The 17,594-nt window shown below is 73.2% G+C and carries 15 protein-coding genes; 12 read left to right on the forward strand and 3 right to left on the reverse strand.

Going from position 1 to position 17,594, the window contains the following annotated elements:
- Position 1 precedes the first annotated feature (1 nt).
- From C4J65_RS34450 to C4J65_RS34480, 7 genes are read left to right on the forward strand one after another with little or no spacing between them, the layout of a single operon-like run.
- Positions 2-931, forward strand: coding sequence for an amino acid ABC transporter permease (locus tag C4J65_RS34450; protein WP_205351114.1), 930 nt, complete (start codon positions 2-4; stop codon positions 929-931).
- Positions 928-1,728 (forward strand): amino acid ABC transporter ATP-binding protein, encoded by an 801-nt coding sequence (locus C4J65_RS34455; protein WP_115745985.1) that lies wholly within the window; start codon positions 928-930, stop codon positions 1,726-1,728. Before C4J65_RS34450 ends, C4J65_RS34455 begins: the two co-directional genes overlap by 4 nt.
- Positions 1,725-2,867: a CapA family protein gene (locus tag C4J65_RS34460; protein ID WP_115745986.1), complete on the forward strand. Its 1,143-nt coding sequence runs from the start codon at positions 1,725-1,727 to the stop codon at positions 2,865-2,867. The genes C4J65_RS34455 and C4J65_RS34460 overlap by 4 nt, the downstream gene beginning before the upstream one ends.
- Positions 2,864-4,102 (forward strand): CoA transferase, encoded by a 1,239-nt coding sequence (locus C4J65_RS34465; RefSeq protein WP_115745987.1) that lies wholly within the window; start codon positions 2,864-2,866, stop codon positions 4,100-4,102. Before C4J65_RS34460 ends, C4J65_RS34465 begins: the two co-directional genes overlap by 4 nt.
- 59 nt (positions 4,103-4,161) lie before the next feature.
- Positions 4,162-5,313: a 2-hydroxyacyl-CoA dehydratase family protein gene (locus C4J65_RS34470; protein WP_115745988.1), complete on the forward strand. Its 1,152-nt coding sequence runs from the start codon at positions 4,162-4,164 to the stop codon at positions 5,311-5,313.
- The gene (locus C4J65_RS34475; protein ID WP_115745989.1) at positions 5,310-6,563 is read left to right on the forward strand and encodes a 2-hydroxyacyl-CoA dehydratase family protein; all 1,254 of its coding nucleotides are present in this window, start codon (positions 5,310-5,312) and stop codon (positions 6,561-6,563) included. The genes C4J65_RS34470 and C4J65_RS34475 overlap by 4 nt, the downstream gene beginning before the upstream one ends.
- A 22-nt stretch (positions 6,564-6,585) precedes the next feature.
- Positions 6,586-6,843, forward strand: coding sequence for a hypothetical protein (locus tag C4J65_RS34480; protein WP_115745990.1), 258 nt, complete (start codon positions 6,586-6,588; stop codon positions 6,841-6,843).
- A gap of 67 nt (positions 6,844-6,910) precedes the next feature.
- On the opposite strand, the gene C4J65_RS34485 is transcribed toward C4J65_RS34480, so the two are convergent.
- Both C4J65_RS34485 and C4J65_RS34490 read right to left on the reverse strand, forming a co-directional pair.
- On the reverse strand, positions 6,911-8,176 hold the full coding sequence (locus C4J65_RS34485; protein WP_115745991.1) for a hypothetical protein: 1,266 nt from the start codon (positions 8,174-8,176) through the stop codon (positions 6,911-6,913).
- 155 nt (positions 8,177-8,331) lie between these two features.
- A complete protein-coding gene (locus C4J65_RS34490) occupies positions 8,332-10,101 on the reverse strand; it encodes a CocE/NonD family hydrolase (RefSeq protein ID WP_162833493.1) in 1,770 nt (589 codons plus the stop codon).
- Between the two features lie 373 nt (positions 10,102-10,474).
- Here C4J65_RS34490 and C4J65_RS34495 point away from each other — a divergent pair, with 373 nt between their 5' ends.
- The 5 genes from C4J65_RS34495 (at position 10,475) to C4J65_RS34515 (ending at position 15,831) form a co-directional block, all read left to right on the forward strand.
- Positions 10,475-10,696, forward strand: coding sequence for a ferredoxin (locus C4J65_RS34495; protein ID WP_003971465.1), 222 nt, complete (start codon positions 10,475-10,477; stop codon positions 10,694-10,696).
- A gap of 128 nt (positions 10,697-10,824) precedes the next feature.
- Positions 10,825-12,411 carry an ABC transporter substrate-binding protein gene (locus C4J65_RS34500; RefSeq protein ID WP_115745993.1) on the forward strand — a complete coding sequence of 529 codons (1,587 nt, stop codon included), beginning with the start codon at positions 10,825-10,827 and terminating at the stop codon, positions 12,409-12,411.
- On the forward strand, positions 12,408-13,358 hold the full coding sequence (locus C4J65_RS34505; protein ID WP_115745994.1) for an ABC transporter permease: 951 nt from the start codon (positions 12,408-12,410) through the stop codon (positions 13,356-13,358). Before C4J65_RS34500 ends, C4J65_RS34505 begins: the two co-directional genes overlap by 4 nt.
- Complete coding sequence (locus tag C4J65_RS34510) at positions 13,355-14,209, forward strand: ABC transporter permease subunit (protein WP_115745995.1); 855 nt, start codon at positions 13,355-13,357, stop codon at positions 14,207-14,209. Before C4J65_RS34505 ends, C4J65_RS34510 begins: the two co-directional genes overlap by 4 nt.
- Complete coding sequence (locus C4J65_RS34515; RefSeq protein WP_115745996.1) at positions 14,206-15,831, forward strand: ATP-binding cassette domain-containing protein; 1,626 nt, start codon at positions 14,206-14,208, stop codon at positions 15,829-15,831. The genes C4J65_RS34510 and C4J65_RS34515 overlap by 4 nt, the downstream gene beginning before the upstream one ends.
- A gap of 62 nt (positions 15,832-15,893) precedes the next feature.
- On the opposite strand, the gene C4J65_RS34520 is transcribed toward C4J65_RS34515, so the two are convergent.
- Entirely contained in the window at positions 15,894-17,579 is a 1,686-nt protein-coding gene (locus tag C4J65_RS34520) for a (2,3-dihydroxybenzoyl)adenylate synthase (protein ID WP_115745997.1), read from the reverse strand.
- Positions 17,580-17,594: the final 15 nt, after the last annotated feature.

A 17,594-nucleotide genomic window follows, 5' to 3' on the forward strand; every position in this document is an offset into this window, starting at 1 on the left:
CGTGGCCGGACCCATCCCACTGACGGAGAGCAGGATCCCCACCGACCCGAAGACCGACGACGTCGCCCTGTCCAGGCGGCGCGTGCGGCCCTGGCGGGTGGTGGCCGGCGCGGTACTCGCGCTCGTCGCCGTGCTCCTCGTCCACTTCCTGGTGACCAATCCGCGCCTGGAGTGGGGCGTCGTCGCGGAGTACCTCTTCGAACCCTCGGTGCTCTCCGGGCTCGGCACCACGGTGTGGCTCGCCGTCGCGGCCACCGTCGTCGGCGCCGTCGTCGGCGCGGTGCTCGCCGCGGCGCAGATGTCCCAGTTTCCGCCGGTCCGTTGGGCGGCCACGCTCTACATCGGCGTGTTCCGCGGCATCCCGCCCCTGGTGCAGCTCATCTTCTGGTTCAACCTCGCCTACCTCCTGCCGCGCATCTCCCTCGGCATCCCCTTCGGCCCGGAGTTCGCCTCCTGGGACGCCAACGAGGTGATCACGCCGGTCACGGCCGCCGTCATCGGCCTGTCGCTGGTCGAGTCCGCGTACATGGCGGAGATCATCCGCGGTGGACTGCTGGGCGTGGAGCAGGGACAGCGCGACGCGGCCCGGGCGATGGGCTTCACCCCTGTCCAGACCTTCTTCCGGGTGGTGATCCCGCAGGCGATGCGCGTGATCATCCCGCCGGCCGGCAGCCAGTTCATCAGCGTGCTCAAGGGGACGGCGCTGGTCTCGGTGATCGCCATGTCCGACCTGCTGCACTCGGTCCAGGTCGTCTACAACCGCACCTACGAGATCGTCCCCATGCTCATCGTGGCCTGTCTCTGGTACCTCGCCGTGGTCACCCTGTTCACCGTCGGACAGCGCTGGCTGGAACGGCACTTCTCCAGGGGCCACACCGCCGGCGGCCCGACCCGCCGCCCGAAGAAGACCACAGACGGAGCGTCCGCATGACCACTGGACCCGCCCTGCGCGTGCGGGGCATACGCAAGAACTTCGGCGACCACGCCGCCCTCGACGGAGTCGACCTCGACGTCGCCGACGGAGAGGTCGTCACGATCATCGGGCCCTCCGGCTCCGGCAAGTCCACCCTCATCCGGTGCGTGCACCAGCTGGAGACCATCGACTCCGGCGCGATCTACCTGGACGGCGAACTGCTCGGCCACGAACACCACCGCGGCGCCCTGCGCCCCCTCAACGCCCGCCGGGTCGCCGCCCAGCGCGGCCGGATGAGCATGGTCTTCCAGCAGTTCCACCTCATCCCGCACTTCACCGTGCTCCGCAACATCACCGAGGCCCCGGTCCGCGTCCACGGCAGGTCCCGCGAGGAGGCCGAGGCCGAGGGACGCGATCTGCTCGCACGCGTCGGGCTCGCCGACCGCGCCGCCCACTACCCGCGTCAGCTCTCCGGAGGCCAGCAGCAGCGGGTGGCGATCGCGCGGGCCGTCGCGGCCCGGCCGCGCGTGATGCTCTTCGACGAACCCACCAGCGCCCTCGATCCCGAACTCGTCGACGAAGTACTCGCCGTCATGCGGAAGCTGGCCACCGAGGGCATGACGATGGTCGTGGTGACCCACGAGATCGCCTTCGCCCGCGAGGTCGCCGACCGCTGCGTCTTCATGGAGGCGGGCCGCATCGTCGAGAGCGGAACGCCCGACGAGATGCTCACCAACCCCCGTACCGCGCGCCTGCGTTCGTTCCTCGCCCGGCACCGCGACAGCAACGACTCACCTCAGGAGCCCGTCTCGTGATCACCGTCGCCTCGGTCGGGGACCTCATCCTCGACGAGCCCGATCCCGCCTCGTTCCTGGCCCCCTCGGCACCCCTGCTGAGCGCCGCGGACGTCACCGTCGGGCACGTCGAGGTCCCGCACTCGACCACCACCGTCCAGCAGAGCACCGACGTCCCCGCGCCCCCGGCCGACCCCGCCGCCCTCACGGCGCTCGCCCAGGCCGGCTTCGACATCGTCACGCTCGCCGGGAACCACATCTACGACGCGGGCGACACCGGGGTCGCCGACACCGTCGCGCACGCCCGTCGGGCCGGCCTGGCCACCGTCGGCGCCGGAGCCAACCTCGACGAGGCGAGCACCCCCGCCCTGGTCGAGCGCGGCGGGCTGCGGATCGGTGTCCTCTCCTACAACTGCGTGGGCCCGCGCGAGTCCTGGGCCACTTCGCGCAAGGCGGGGTGCGCCTACGTCCACGTCCTCACCCACTACGAACTCGACCACGCCAGCCCCGGCGGCCCGCCGAAGACCTACACCTTCGCCGACCCGGACAGCCTGACCCGCCTCCAGACCGACGTGGCGGCCCTGCGCGAGCGTGCCGACGTCGTCCTCGTCGGTCTCCACAAGGGCGTCGGCCACACCCCCGCCGCCGTCGCCATGTACGAGTCACCGGTGGCCCGCGCCGCCATCGACGCCGGCGCCGACGCCGTCTTCGGCCACCACGCCCACATCATGCGCGGCATCGAGACCTACCGGGGCCGCCCGATCTTCCACGGCCTCGGCAACTTCGTCACGGTCACCCGTGCGCTGACACCGGACGCGAGCAGCCGCTCCAGCGCGGAACTGACCGCATGGGCCCGCCGCCGCAAGGAGCTGTACGGCTTCGCGCCGGATCCCGACATGCCCGCCTACCCCTTCCACCCGGAGAGCCGCAACACCGCGATCGCCGTGTGCCGTTTCGACGGCGAGGGACTCGTCGAGGCGGGCTTCGAACCCTGCCGGATCGACGACCGGGGGCGCCCGGTGCCCTGCGGCGACACCGACGAGGGCCGACGGGTCACCGACTACATCGAGCACATCACCCGCGCCGCGGGCCTGAACGGCCGGTTCGTCCGCGAGGACGGCCGCGTCACGATCGAGCTGAACACCGAGAGGGCATCATGAGCGACCAGCCACTGGCCGGACGGACCGTCATCGACCTGACCACCGCGCTGGCCGGCCCCTACGCCACCCTGCTCCTGGCCGGGCTCGGAGCCACCGTCATCAAGGTCGAGAACCCGGCCACCGGCGGTGACTCCTCGCGCAACAACGCCCCCTACGTCGGCGGCGACGGCCTCTCCGTGTCCCGGCGGAGCCCCGACGACATGTCGGTCTCGATGCTCGCCCGCGGCCGCAACAAGCTCAGCGTCACCCTCAACCTCAAGGACGCGCGCTCCCGGCGGGTGTTCGAGGACCTCGTACGCGACGCCGACATCCTCGTGGAGAACTACAGTCCCGGCGTCACCGGCCGCCTCGGCATCGACTACGCCGCCGTCCACGAGCTCAACCCGCGGCTCGTCTACACGTCCATCACCGGCTTCGGCAGCCAGGGCGGCCCCGGCTCCGGCAAGGCGATGGACTCCATCATCCAGGCGCTGTCCGGCGTCATGCTCACCGCGGGCGAACCGGAGGAGGGACCGGTGCGCTTCGGACTGCCCGTCGGCGACATGCTCGCCCCGCTGTTCGCGGTCATCGGCACCCTGTCGGCGCTCATGCAGGCCGACCAGAGCGGCGAGGGACAGCACGTCGACGTCTCCATGCTCGGGGCACTCACCTCTCTGGTGGCGTGCGAGCCCTTCGACGCCTTCGCGGCGGTCGGCATGCCGCAGCGCACCGGCGCGATGGTCCCGCGCCTCGCCCCCTTCGGCATCCTGCCCACCGCCGACGGCCACATAGCCCTGTCCGCGCCCACCGACGCCTTCGCCCACGGTGCCCTGCGCGCCGTCGGCCGGCCCGACCTGATCGACGACGCCCGCTTCCACAGCCGCGACCAGCGGGTCCGCCACGCCGACGAGATCCACGCCCTGATCCGGGAGTGGAGCAGCGCCCGCCCCACGGCCGAGGCGCTCGACGCGTTCACCGAGCACGGCGTGCCGGCCGCCGAGGTGCGCGACCCCAGGGACGCCGTACGGGACCCGCTCGTGCGGCAGCGCGAGGAGGTCGTCCCCGTCACCCACCCGACGCACGGCCCCGTCGAAGGCCTGGCCACCACCGGCGTCCCCATCAGGTTCTCCGCCGCCCGCGCCGGCTTCGACCGGCCCGCGCCGGCGCTCGGCGAGCACAACGACACGGTGTACCGCGAGCGGCTCGGCTACAGCCCCGAGGAACTCGCCGAGCTGGCCGCCGAGTCGGTGATCTGATCCCGCCGCACCCGGGTCGCCGCTCCACCGCACACCCGCACCACCTGGAGGAACTCCCCATGTCCGCTGCCCTCGCGCGGCTCACCTCCCACGGCACCGACCGCCGCGCGGCCGCCGACGAGTTCAGAGCACGCCACCACGGCGGGGTGATCGGCTACGTCGGCGCCGACGTCCCCGTCGAGTACATCACCGCCGCCGGACTGCTGCCCCTGCGCCTGTCCGGGAGCCCCGGCACCCCGAGCACGGCCGGCGACCGCTACCTCGGCACCGGCCTGGACCCGGCGGCCCGCTCCGTCCTCACCCGCCTGCTCGCAGGCGACTTCGGCCCGCTGGACGGCATCGTCGTCTCCCACGACTGCGAGGCGTCCCTGCGGTTGTTCTACGCACTGCGCGAGCTGCGCCGGGTGGACCCCGCCCTGGCCCTGCCGCCGGTGCACCTGGTCGACGTACTGCACCTGCCGCACCGCACGACCACGCGCTACGTGCGCGCCAAGCTCGCCCAGTTGCGCGCCACCGTCGAGACCTGGGCCGGCCGGCCGATCGACGACCGTGCACTCGCCGACGCCATCACCGCCCACGACCGGCTCCGGGAGCTGCTCACCCGGGTCGCCGCCCTGCGCCGGTCGCGGCCGCCCCGCCTCACCGGTACTCAGACGCTCACCGTCGTGGCCGCGACCACCGCACTGCCCGTCGGGCGTGCCACCGCACTCCTCGAAGAACTGCTCACCGAGGCGGACCACCTGCCCGAGCACGAAGGACTCAGAGTGTTCCTCACCGGAAGCCCGCACGACACGGGACACGTCTACACCGCCCTGGAGGACGGCGGCCTGTTCGTCGTCGGCGAGGACCACGACTGGGGGGACCTGCTCTTCCTGCGCCGGACCGCCGCCCCCACCGAGGCCGCGCTCGCCGAGCGCTACCAGTACAACGGGCCCGCGGCCCCCCGCGCCTCGATCCGCGCCCGCGCCGGACACACCCGGCGTGCCGCGCGGGAGTGCGGTGCGCAGGCACTCGTCTGCTACGCCCGGGTGCGCGACGACGCCCCGGGCTGGGACTACCCGGCCCAGCGGGAGGCGACCGGACTGCCGGCCGTGCTGCTGAACCGGCAGCCGTACGGCGCGCTCGGCGCCGAGGCGGCCGAGGAGCTGGCGGGGCTGAGGAGGACGATGCGACCGACCGGGTCGCGTGCCCGGGCGGAGGTCGCCCGATGAGCGCCGCCCGACTGGCCTCCGCGTCGGCGGCGACCGCCCACCAGCGGCAGTGGTTCGCCGACCTCGGGAAGGAAGTCGCGGACGGCGGGCACCTCGCGCTGGTCAACGCCGACGCCCCCCAGGAGATCTTCCGCGCCATGGGCATCCCGTACGTCGTCAACCAGTGGTGGTCCTCGATCGTCACGGCCAAACGACGCGCCCAGGACTACCTCGGTCTCCTGCGCGAGCGGGGCTACCCCGACGACAGCGAGCAGTACAGCTCCATCCCCCTGGCCTCGGCCTTCGACCCGGACCCGGCGAACGCGCCCTGGGGCGGACTGCCCCGGCCCTCCATCGTCCTCGCGGAGACAACGGGCGACGCCTCCCGGAAGATCTTCGACATCTGGGACACCCAGCCCGGCGTCTCCTTCTACCCTCTGGAGAGCGCCGCCGAGAACGACGTCCCCACCCGCTGGTGGGAACTGATGCCACGGGACTGGGAGCGGGCCGTCGGCAGCGACCGCCTGGACCTCATGACCGGCGAACTCGAAGGCCTCATCAGGTTCCTGGAGCAGACCACCGGCCGAGTCTTCTCCGAGACCCGCTTCGCCGAGGTCATGACCCTCGTCAACGAGCAGCAGGAGTGGAACCGCCGCACCCGCGACCTGATCGCCCGGGCACGTCCCTGCCCGCTGCCCGTCAACGACAGCATCCCCAGCGTGATGATCCCGCAGTGGCACCGCGGCACCACCTGGGCGCGCGACGCCGCCCGCGCCTTCCACGACGAGGTCGCCGAGCGCGTGTCCACCGGCATGTCCGTCGGCCCGGAGGAACGGGCCAGGCTCATGTGGATCGGCCGCGGGCTCTGGTTCGACCTCGACTTCTACCGGCGCTTCGAGGAGAGCCACGGCGCGGTGTTCGTCTGGTCCATGTACCTCGCGATCGCCGCCGACGGCTACCTGCGCTACGGCGGCGACCCGCTGCGCGCCCTCGCCGCCCGCTTCGCAGCCTTCTCCGACCAGCTCTACACGCCGCCCTGGTCGGCCGAGTGGTACGTGAAGGAGGCCCGCCTCCACGGCGTCGACGGCGTGGTGCACCTGGTCTCCGAGGACGCCCGGGGCAGCTACTTCACCACCCGTGCCCTCGAGGCCGCCGGCATCCCGGTGCTCGAACTGCACGCCGACAACGTGGACGCCCGCGGCGCCGACGGCGACGCGCTCACCCGCACCGTCGGCGACTGGCTCGACGGGCACGTCCTCGCCGCTGACTGAACCGGCGCCGGCCCTGCGGAGGGTGCTCTCCGGGGCGCCGGCCGCCCGGTTCGTCGGTTCGCTCACCAACACGATCGTCGGCATCGCGCTGCCGACGATCGCCGGGGAGCTGGGCACCTCGGAGCGCGTGGCCGAACTGTCCGCCCAGGTCGCGGACTCCGTTCGGGCCTCCTGCACGGCGGGTCTCGCGCCCGTCCTCCTCGTGGCCGCACCGCTCGCGGCGGCCGCCCTCGCCGCCGTACTCCTGGTCCGCGAGACGCCGCTCGACGCGCGCGGGTAGTCTTCCGGACCCCAAGGGCGCCGCAGGACGAGCGTCCGGCGGGGCCCTTGGGGCCGGGGTCGGCCGGTCAGCCGACGTAGGGGCGGTTGAAGACGGGCGGTCGGTAGTGCACGTAGCGGCCCGGCGTCTCCCCGGCCCGGCGGGCCAACCGGTTCAGGCCGTCCGGGGTGGCCGAGCCGGACCAGTGCCCGGTCCTCAGTCGCTCCGTCATCGCCGTGATCGCCGCGACCTGCTCGCCGGGCGTGAAACCGCAGTGCCCGACGGACCGCACGTAGCTCTGCCGCAGCAGCGCCGCCTTCCCGGCCGCGCGCGCCGCCTCTCCGTACGACTGCTGCTGGGCGACGGTGGAGATCTGGTCGCCGATCGGATTGACCGTGAGCACCGGGACCGCCAGGTCACCGTCGAAGACGATGCCCTTCTCCAGGTACGCCACCGCCGCCGGGTCGGCCCCGATCCTCGGCGCACGGGACAGGATCCCAAGGTCGGCGTGGAGGGCCAGGCCGGCACGGGCATACAGCTCCCGGACCGTGCGCCGCTGCTCCGGGCTCGCCGACGCGAACTGACGGGCGTAGTCGATGCCGGTGTTCCACGAGGGGTTGCCGCCCGCCAGCGTCTCGATGGCCCGCCGGCTGCTCATCGCCTGGCCGATGTACGGCTGCGCGCCGCCGGCGAGCGCCAGGTACATGCCCTCCTGCACGGCGTCCGCGTCGCCGGGATCGGGCATCGGCGTGGCCGCCCCGCCCGCGTCCAGGCCCCAGCCCGGCAACTGCCCGATCGCCGCGGCCAGCGCGATCCGGGCACGGCCCGCAGGGGTCTCCTGGGCCGAGGCCAGCGCCGACCTCCAGGCCGCGGTGGCCCGTCCGGTGTCCGCGGGAATCTCCGTGACCGGCAGCGTACTGCCCGCGAAGAGCAGGTTCTTCAGCGTGAAGACGGTGTCCAGCTTCTGGTTCCACTGCCCTACGGCGCCGCCGAGACCACCGCAGAAGGGGACGGCGGCGTCGAAGACGCCGGGGTGGACCTGCGCGACGCCCGCCGACACGAATCCGCCCATCGAGCGGCCGGAGGCGACGGCCCACCGGGGACGGCCGACGGCCTCCTCGAACCGCCCGAGGGCGGAGGCCTGGTTGTCGATGGCCTCGGCGATGCGCCAGCCGGTGACGTCGCGGGTGGTGCCGCCCACGGCGTAACCCCGCCCGGTGAGTTCCGCCGTCAGCGCCTCCTCGGCGGGGCGGCTCGCGAAGTCGAGGTCGACGATCACCACGCCGTTCCAGCGGTCGGGGACCACGAACCGGTACGGCGTGCCGTCGGCCAGCTCCCCTCCCGTACAGGTCACGTCGGCGGGGCTCCCTCCGGGACACGGCCCGGTGCCGCGCGGCGCGGCAGCCGCCGTCGGGGCGGCGAGCGCCGCCACTCCGACGGCAGCCAGGCACACGGCGACGGCGTCGCGCAGCCTTCGCGCTCCCTTCGTCCTTCTCCTCGTCACGACGCTCACCACGCGATCGGAAGGGTGATCGACGATGCGCGGGACGGCTCGCGGTGCACGGTGTACACGGGGGCCGGGCTCAGCTCGGTGCGGTCACTCTCGCGCACGTCGGCTCCGGTGACGGTCACCCGCAGCCGGTGCCCGGCGGGCACCACCGCGGAAAGGGGGAGCATGTCGAAGTCGACGCGTTCCGCGCGGCCCTCGGGCATGGGGTCGGCATCGTCGGCGTTGCCGCGGTGCCAGGGTGTGCCGAGCACGTCGTAGGGCGCCCGCTGCGTGCCGCGCAGCGCGAGGCGGAGCCGACCGTCGGTGAGGATGCGTACCGTGCCGTCCGGGGCGACGTCGGAGAGGTAGGCGAAGACGTTGCCGTCGGGCGCGGTGGAGGACAGGCGCAGCGAGACTTCGGGGTGGCCGGTGAGTTCGGTGTCGTCCCGCAGCGGAGCCGTGGTGTAGGTCAGCCCCTTCTCGTCCTGGGGGCAGGTCTGCGCGAGCCCCACCGGCTCCGGGCAGCTCACCGAGTAGTCGACCCGGTAGGCGTCACCGGCGCCGTGGCCGCGTGGCCGTGAGCGGTCCAGTGTGCCGTCGTTGACCGAGTCGACGGTGCCGCTGCCGCCGCCGCCCAGGTAGTAGCGAGTCTGGCGGGCAGGCGGGTTCGGCGGCCACTGCCGGGCGTCGCGCCACCGTCCCGTGCCGTCGGACGAACCGGTGTAGTAGTGCAGCGGCGGCTCCTGCATGATGCCGTTGTCGACGCCCTTGAGCCAGTAGTCGAAGAACCGGTGCCGCTCGGCGACGATGTCGAAGCCCTCGTTGCCGCAGTGCGGCCACGGGCCGACGAGAACCTTGTGCGGGTTCGACAAGGTCGCCGCGCTGACCAGACTCTCCTTGCGGAAGTCGTCCTCCCAGCCGTCGAAGCTGTAGACGGGGACGCCGGAGCGCTCGATCGCGTCCCGGTAGGTGGCGACGCTGTACTCGAGCCACGGCCGCGTGCCGACCGAGGCGACCTCGCTGTCCCGGTAGGGGGCCGCCCGCCACATGTCCTTCAGGGAAGTGTTCGCCCGGTGCTCCTCCACCGCCCGACGAAGCAGCGCGCCGTCCCCGTCCGCGTCGACCGGCAGGTTGCGCAGGTCTTCCGCAGGCGTGCGGTTGGGCCCCACACCCCAGTTGGCCCTGATCCCGCCCCGCTGGAAGGCGTCGTACTTGTGGAAGGAGTAGTTGCCCGCGAAGACGGCCTTGAGGTGGGGTGCGCCCACGGTCGCCGCCTGCATCGCCGCGTCGCCCGTGTTGGAGCAGCCGAACACGCCCACCTGGCCGTCGCTCCAGGGCTGTGCGGCCAGCCATTCGGTGACGTCGTAGGCGTCGGACGCCTCCGTGCGGGAGTGATAGCCCGTCATGGTGCCGAAGGAGGCGCCGTTGCCCCGGCGGTCGACGAACGCCACCGTGTAGCCGTACTTGGTGAGTTCGGCCATGCCGCTGGTGACCCCGCGCAGGTCGACCGAGCCGTCCTCGGCGCGCGAGGCCCTGCTCAACTGGTGCTCCCACAGCACCGGGAAGGGACGCTCGACCGCCTTGCCGTTCACGGCAGGACGGTAGAGGTCGACGGCGAGCCGGGTGCCGTCCCGAGTGGGCAGGTACCGCGAGGTGCGCACCCACTCGTCGTAGAGCACGGGGGCGTAGCCGGCGTACTCACCTGGCCGGGACACCCGTTCGGGTGGGCCCGCCACAGCTGGTGCTCCGGCGGCGGCGGTGACCAAGAGCGCCGTGAGCGCGGTCGTCAACCGTTTCAGTCTCACTGTCCGACCTCTCTGTCCAGGTTCCTGAGAACCGGTGCGGGTCTCTGGCGTGGAACACGCGGAACAGGGTGGTCGTCTTCAAAGTCGTCCGTCAATGAGACTGTCGCCTAATTTTCTCGGCGGGGCGGTCGAATCGAGCCTCGCCCCTTCTGGCGATTCCAGCGTTGTTCAGGAAGTTTGATCTGTTTTGATCGACATTTCGACATCCTGACGGTCGTCTTTCTGTCTCCTGTGTGGCGATGGCTGGGCAGGAGAGGGCTCGACGGTGCGGACTGATGGTTGAAGATGAATGTCGTTTTCTATTAACGTCTGGGCATCGCGTGTCGGCCGCGCCCGCGGCTGCAGGGGAGGGGCCCTCATGACCTTGGCAGGCCAGGCGTTCGGATCCGGGAGAGTCGGCGCCGAGCGGGACCGGTGTGTCGGGGCGGGGCAGTGTGTCCTCGCCGCGCCGGGTGTCTTCGACCAGGACGAGGAGGACGGGCTCGTGCGCGTGCTCGCCGAGAGGCCCTCCGCTGCCGAGTCGGACGCCGTGCGTGCGGCCGTGCGGGCCTGCCCGTCCGGAGCGCTCACTCTTCGGTAGCCCCGCGCGGGCCGCCCGCCTTCCGGCCTCCTGCCTTCCGGCCTCCCGCCTCGTCCTCCCGCCTCACTTCACGCGCCGCAGGCGTCGCGCGGCGCCCGGTTCAGCTCAGCAGAACGTCAAGGAGAAGCATGTCCAGACAGATCGATCGCCGTGCCTTCCTCCGTCGCGGCGCGGCGGGCGCCGCGGCTCTCGCGGTGGGACCCGGCCTGTTGGCGGCGTGCTCCACCGACGAGCCCGGCTCCGCGGGAAAGCCCGGAACGGGGTCCTCGCCCCGATCCGGTGGCACGCTCCGCGCCGCCTTCGTCGGCGGCGGTGCCTCCGAGACCCTCGACTTCTTCAACGGCCCCTCCGCACTGGACCTCGTGCGGGCCCGGGCCTGGCACGGCACCCTGGGAAACCTCGATCCCACCGGTCCCGACGGGGTGCGTTACGGCGTGCTCAAGGGGATCGACATCGCCGACGACCTGTCGGCCTACACGCTGCACGTGCGGCCCGGCGTCCGCTTCACCGACGGCTCCCGGCTGACCTCCGCCGACATCCTGCACTCGCTCAGCGCCCTCGCGGCCCGGAGCAAACTGCCCGTCTACCGGCTCGCCGCCGCCAACTTCGACCTCGCGCGCGCCAAGGCTGACGGCGACCTGAAGGTCGTACTGCCCACCCTGCGGCCCATCGCCGACGGCCGGCTGATCCTCTGCCAGGGCAACTTCCTCGTCGTCAAGGACGGCACCAAGGACTTCCGCGAGTCCATGCCCAGCTGCGGCCCCTTCCGGCTGACCGAATTCACGGCCGGCCAGGGCTCGGCGTTCGAGCGCTACGACGACCACTACGGTCACGTCCCCCACCTCGACGGCCTGGAGCTGCGGTCCATCGCGGACTCCACGGCCAGGGCGGGGGCGCTCACCGGCGGCGCGGTCGACTTCGCCCACGACCTCTCGCCCGTCACCGCGCGCACCCTCGCGGACGACGCGAAGGTCGAACTGGCCCCCACGAAGAGCCCCTACCTGGTCGGTCTCTCCTTCCAGCTGAACATGAGCGCCGAGCCCTTCGACGACCCGCGGGTCAGGGAGGCGTTCAAACTCGCGGTCGACCGCGAGGCCATGGTGAAGACCGTCTTCTACGGCAACGCGGAGACCGGCAACGACCTGCCCTCCCTCGGCTTCCCCGACTACGCCGACGGCATCCCCCAGCGCGCCCACGATCCCGAGCGGGCCCGCGCCCTCCTCGAGGAGGCCGGTGCCGACGGGGTGAAGGTCGAACTGACCACCGGCCCCGAGACGCCGGGCATGGTGGAGATGGCCACCCTCTTCGTCGAGGACCTGAAGAAGATCGGCGTGCGGGCGTCCGTCCGTGAGCTGCCCCCGGGCCAGCTCTACGCCGACTTCCCCGCGTACTCGGCACTGCCGCTGGCCGGCTCGTACCAGATGCCCATTCCCGCCCTGTCCACCTACCAGATGAACACGGCGGGCGGATCGCCGTCCGCGTTCGGCTGGAAGAGGTCCGAGACCGACGCCCTCGTGGCCAAGGCGCGCGCCGAGCGCGACCCGGAGCGGGCGAGGGAACTGGGCACGCAGGCCCAGCGCACGCGTTGGGACGAGGGCAACCAGGTGGTGCCGGTCTTCAAGCCGAACCTGAACGCCCAGGCCAAGGGGGTCGACGGGATACCCGACGACCTCTTCGAACAGTTTCCCGGCTTCTCCCGGGCGTCGCTGGCGTGAACCTGCTCGCCTTCGCGGCCCGTCGCCTCGCGGGGGCCGCCGTCCTGCTCGTCCTGCTGTCGGCCGCGGTCTTCGCCGCCACGGCGGTCCTTCCCGGAGACGCCGTCAGCGCGGTCGCCGGCGTGGACGCCTCCGAGGCGCAACGCGCCGAGGTCCGGGCCGGACTCGGGCTGGACCGGCCCGCCGTCGCACGGTACGCCGACTGGGCGGCGGGCGCGGTCCGGGGGGACCTGGGCCGCGGCTTCGTGGGGGAGCGGCCGGTCGCCGACGTCCTTGCCACCCGCCTGCCCAACAGCCTGCTCCTCGCCGGACTGACCCTCGCGGTCACCGCGCCGCTCGCCACGCTGCTCGGCCTGTGGACGGGGCTGCGCGGCGGCGTCGCCGACCGGGTCGTCTCGACGTCCGCCCAGATCCTGGCCGCCATACCGGAGTTCGTCGTCGCCGCACTGCTCGTCGCCGTACTGGCGGTGTGGCTGGAGGTGCTGCCGCGTGTCTCGGTCATCCCCCTGGGAGGCACCCCGCTCGACGTCCCGCACGCGCTGGTGCTGCCCGTACTGACGCTCAGTGCGGTCGGCCTGGCGGTGGCCACCAGACTGCTGCGGGCCTCCGTCGCGGACACCGCGGCCACACCGTACTGCGAAGCCGCACGGCTCAACGGCGTGCGGGGCGTGCGACTCGCGGTACGCCACATCCTGCCCAACGCGGCCGGGCCGGCCGTGCAGGCGCTCACCCTCACCACGGGGGCCCTGGTCGGCTCCGCGGTGGTGGTGGAGAACGTCTTCGACTACCCGGGCATCGGCCGGGAGCTGCAACTGGCCGTCGCGGCACGGGACGTACCGATGGTGCAGGGCATCGCCACCGCCCTGGTCGCGGTGATGCTCGCGGTGCTGCTGCTGGGCGACGTCTGCGCACGTCTGCTGGGAGCACGGGAGGGGCACGGCCGATGACTACGGTGCTGACACCACCGCGGAGGCGGGCACGGACGACCCGCACCGTCGGGCGCCGGCGACCGCCGCTGCTCACCGGGGCCCTCACGCTGTTCGTACTCCTCCTCGCCCTCCTGGGGCCGCTGGTCGCGCCGCACAGCCCCACCGCGCAGCTCGCCGCGCCCTTCCAGCAGCCGGACGGGCAGTTCCTCCTCGGCACCGACGTGCTGGGCAGGGACGTGGCGAGCCGGGTCCTGGGCGGCGGCCGCACCATCGTTCTCACCGCGCTGGCGGGAACGGCCGCGGCCGGCGCCGTCGGAATCGCCGCCGGAGTCCTGGCGGCCATGGTCTCCCGTCGACTGGGCGACCTGACGGTCCGCTGTGTGGACGCCCTCGCCGTGCTCCCCGCCCTCCTGGTCGTCCTCGTGCTGGCCGCCGGTTTCCCCGGCAGCGACGCCGCCCTCGTCGCGGCCGTCGCCCTGGCCACCGCCCCCTTCTCCACCCGGGTGCTGCGAGCCGCTGCGGACACGGTGCTGCACAGCGGGTACGTCGAGGCGGCCCTGGCCCGGGGCGACTCCCGCAGGGCCGTGCTGCGCCACGACGTGCTGCCCAACATCGCCGGACCGGCCCTCATGGACACGGCGCTGCGCCTGGTCGCCTCCCTGCACCTCACCGCCACCGCGGGCTTCCTCGGCCTCGGACGGGGAGGAGCGGCACCCGACTGGGGACGCATGGTGAGCGAGAACGCCCCCGGCGCGACACTGGCCGCCGCGCCCTTCCTCGCGCCCGCCCTGCTGCTCGTACTGCTGTCCGTCTGCGTCGGTCTGCTGGCCGGACGACTGGCGGACACGGTGGGGAAGGGAGCCGCATGACCGGGAACGTGACCGCCCGACCGTCGGGGGCGGACCCGCTCGTCGAGATCAGCGGGCTGACCCTCGGCCCGGCGCAGGGCGGCGCGCCCGTCCTCCACGACGCCTGCCTGACCATGCCGCGCGGACAGGTGCTGGGAGTGGTCGGCAGGTCCGGATCGGGCAAGAGCAGCCTGGCGTACAGCCTGCTCGGGCATGTCCGCCCCGGTCTGGAGGTGCGCTCCGGAACCGTCCGGGTGGCGGACCTCGACCCGTTCGACCGCGCGGACGCCCGTCGACTGCGTGGACGGGTCGTGTCGTTCCTGGGGCAGGACCCCGCCTCCTCGCTCAACCCCGCCCTCCGGATCGGCACGCAGATCGCCGACGCGGTCCGACTGCGCTCGCCCGCGAGGCGTGCGCACGAGGTCCGTGCGCAGGTCGAGGAACTGCTGCTGTCCGTGCGGCTGCCGGCCGACCGGGCCTTCCGGCGACGGCTGCCGCGTCAGGTGTCGGGAGGACAGGCGCAACGGGTCGCCCTCGCCCTCGCCCTGGCGGGTGCGCCCGCCCTCCTGGTCCTCGACGAGCCCACCAGCGGTCTGGACACGGTGCTGGCGGACCGGATGCGCGGCCTGCTGGCCGAGGTTCTGTCCGACGGGGAGCGCGCCGCGTTGCTGGTCAGCCACGACCCGGCGTGGATCGCGTCCGTGGCGCACGAAGTCGTCCGCCTGGAAGGAGGCCGGATCGCCGGTGCCGGGAAGCCCGACGCGCCGGTGCCCGCCCCGCGGTCGTCCGCGAGCTCCGCGAACGGCGGCGGCCCCGGCCCGAGCGGTGTGCCGCGTACCGGCTCCGGCGGTGTGCCGCATACCGGCTCCCGCGGTGTGCCGCGTACCGGCTCCGGCGGAGCGCTGTCCGTGCGCGGGCTGGACGCGGCCCACGGGCGTGTGCCCGTGCTGCACGACATCTCCCTCACCGTCCCGGCAGGTTCCTGCACCGCCGTCGTGGGTCCCTCGGGTTCCGGCAAGACCACCCTCGCCCGGTGCCTCGCGGGGCTGCACCGGCCCGCGCGGGGGAGCGTCGAGTGGCGGGAGGACGGTGCGGAGGGCGGGCACGGCGCCCCGGTGCTGCTCGTCGCGCAGGATGCGCGCGGCGCCCTCAACCCACGGGAGTCCGTGCGCGCCGCGCTCATGCGACCCCTCGGGCGGCACCATTCCGCCGCCGACGCCGCCCGCGAAGCCGCACGCCTGCTCGGCCTGGTCTCACTGGACGCCGACGTGCTGGCCCGCCGGCCGGGGGAGCTGTCGGGAGGCCAGCGCCAACGTGTCACGCTGGCCAGGACGTTGGCCGCGCAGCCACGTGTCCTGGTCTGTGACGAGATCACCTCCGCGCTGGACCGGGAGACGGCGAGCGGGGTCCTGGCCCTGCTGGACTCGCTGCGCCGGACGCTGGGGGTGACGGTCGTGATGGTGACGCACGACCTGACGGCCGCCGCCCACCACGCGGAGCGGGTCGTGGTCCTGGACGCGGGCCGGGTGGCCGAGACCGGTCCCGTGGACCGGGTGCTCACCGCCCCCGAGCACCCCGTCACCAGGGCACTGCTCACCCATGCCGACGGTGCCGTCCTCGCCGTACCGGATCAGCGTCGGTGAAGGACGTCTTACGGCAGGCGGAAGGAGCGCCCCGGTCACCGGGGGCTCCTCCGCGCCGGGCCTCACGGCCGGGGCAACTGCCGCGCCAGTGCCGCCTTGTCGACCTTCCCGACCGCGGTGAGCGGAAGCCGGGGAACCCGCACCACCTCGTCCGGAGCCTTGTACCCGGCCAGCCCGCGCGCCCTCAGATGGGCGGCGAGCGCCCGGATGCCGGGAGTCGCGCCCGTACACACGACGAAGGCGACCGACCGTTCACCCCACCGCTCGTCCGGCACCCCGACCAGCGCCGCCGCCGTGATCGCGGGATGCGTCAGCAGCTGCTCCTCCACCTCCACCGCGGCGACCTTCTCGCCGCCACGGTTGATCTGGTCCTTGAGCCGCCCCACCACCACGAGGTGACCGGACGGCAGTCGCCGCACCACGTCTCCGGAGCGGTAGTAGCCGTCCGGCGTGAACGCGGTGCGGTTGTGCTCCTCGGCGCGGTAGTAGCCACGCAACGTGTACGGACCCCGGGTGAGCAGCTCACCCGCCGTACCGTCCGGCACGGGCCTGCCGTCGGCGTCCACCACGAGCACCTCGTCGTCCGGCGAGACCGGCCGGCCCTGGGTGGCGCAGACCAGGTCCTCGGGGTCGTCGAGGCGGGTGAGGTTGATCAGGCCCTCCGCCATGCCGAAGACCTGTTGCACGGTCACCCCGAGCGCCGGTCCGAGCTTGCGGGCGTGGTCCTCGGGCAGCCGCGCCCCGCCGACCTGCACCACCGAGAGGCTGCCGAGGTCCCAGGAGCCGGACGCGGCCTCGTCCGTCCAGTGGGGGACGAGCGGGGGCGTCAGCGAGGTCAGGGTCACGCCCTCCCGCTCGACGAGGGCGAACGCCGTCTGCGGGCTGGGGTCGGGCGCGACGACGACGGTTCCCCCGGCCATGAGGGTGCCCAGCACACCGGGGCAGGCGAAGGCGAAGTTGAACCCGAGGGGCAGCACCGCGAGGTACACGGTGCGGGCGTCGAGTGCGCAGACCTCCGCGCAGGCGCGCGCGTTGTAGGAGTAGTCGTCGTGGGTGCGCGGGATGAGTTTGGGAAGTCCCGTGGTGCCGCCGGACAGCAGCAGGAGGGCGACATCGGCGGCGTCGGCAGCGTCCTCGCCGGATGCGGCACCGGATGCGGCACCGAATGCGACACCGGACGCGGCACCGGACCCGGGGCCCGACGCGGACGGTGTGTCCGTCCGCAGCGCCTCGAAGGGGACGAAGCCTTCCTCGGTCCCGGGATCGCCGACCACCACGACGTGCCGCAGCGAGCCGCCCGGCCCCTGCTCCGCCCGTACCTCGCGCATCAGTTCGCGGTGGTCGAACCGGGCGTGCCGGTCGGGCACCACGCAGGCCACGGCGCCCGCCACGCGCACCAGGTGGCCGATCTCCAGGCGCCGGTGGCCCGGCATGGCGTGCACCGGAACGGCACCGACGCGCTGCAGCCCGAACCACACGAGCACGAACTCCGCGCAATTGGGGAGCTGGACCACCACGCGGTCGCCCCGCCCGATTCCGAGTCCTCCCAGTCCGCGGGCGACACGGTCGGCCTCGGCGTCCAGCTCCGCGTAGGTCCACCGCCGGTCGCCGTCAACCAGGGCGACATGCCCCGCATGGACCGCCGCAGTCTCCCGCAGCCGGGCGGCGAAGGTCACCCCCTGCCAGTGCCCGGCGGCGCGGTAGTGCGCCGATTCGGCCTCGGACCAGGTCCGTTGAGTCTCGCTCACGGGCTACGCCTCTCA

The sequence above is a fragment of the Streptomyces sp. CB09001 genome, assembly GCF_003369795.1.
Classification (GTDB): Bacteria; Actinomycetota; Actinomycetes; order Streptomycetales; family Streptomycetaceae; genus Streptomyces.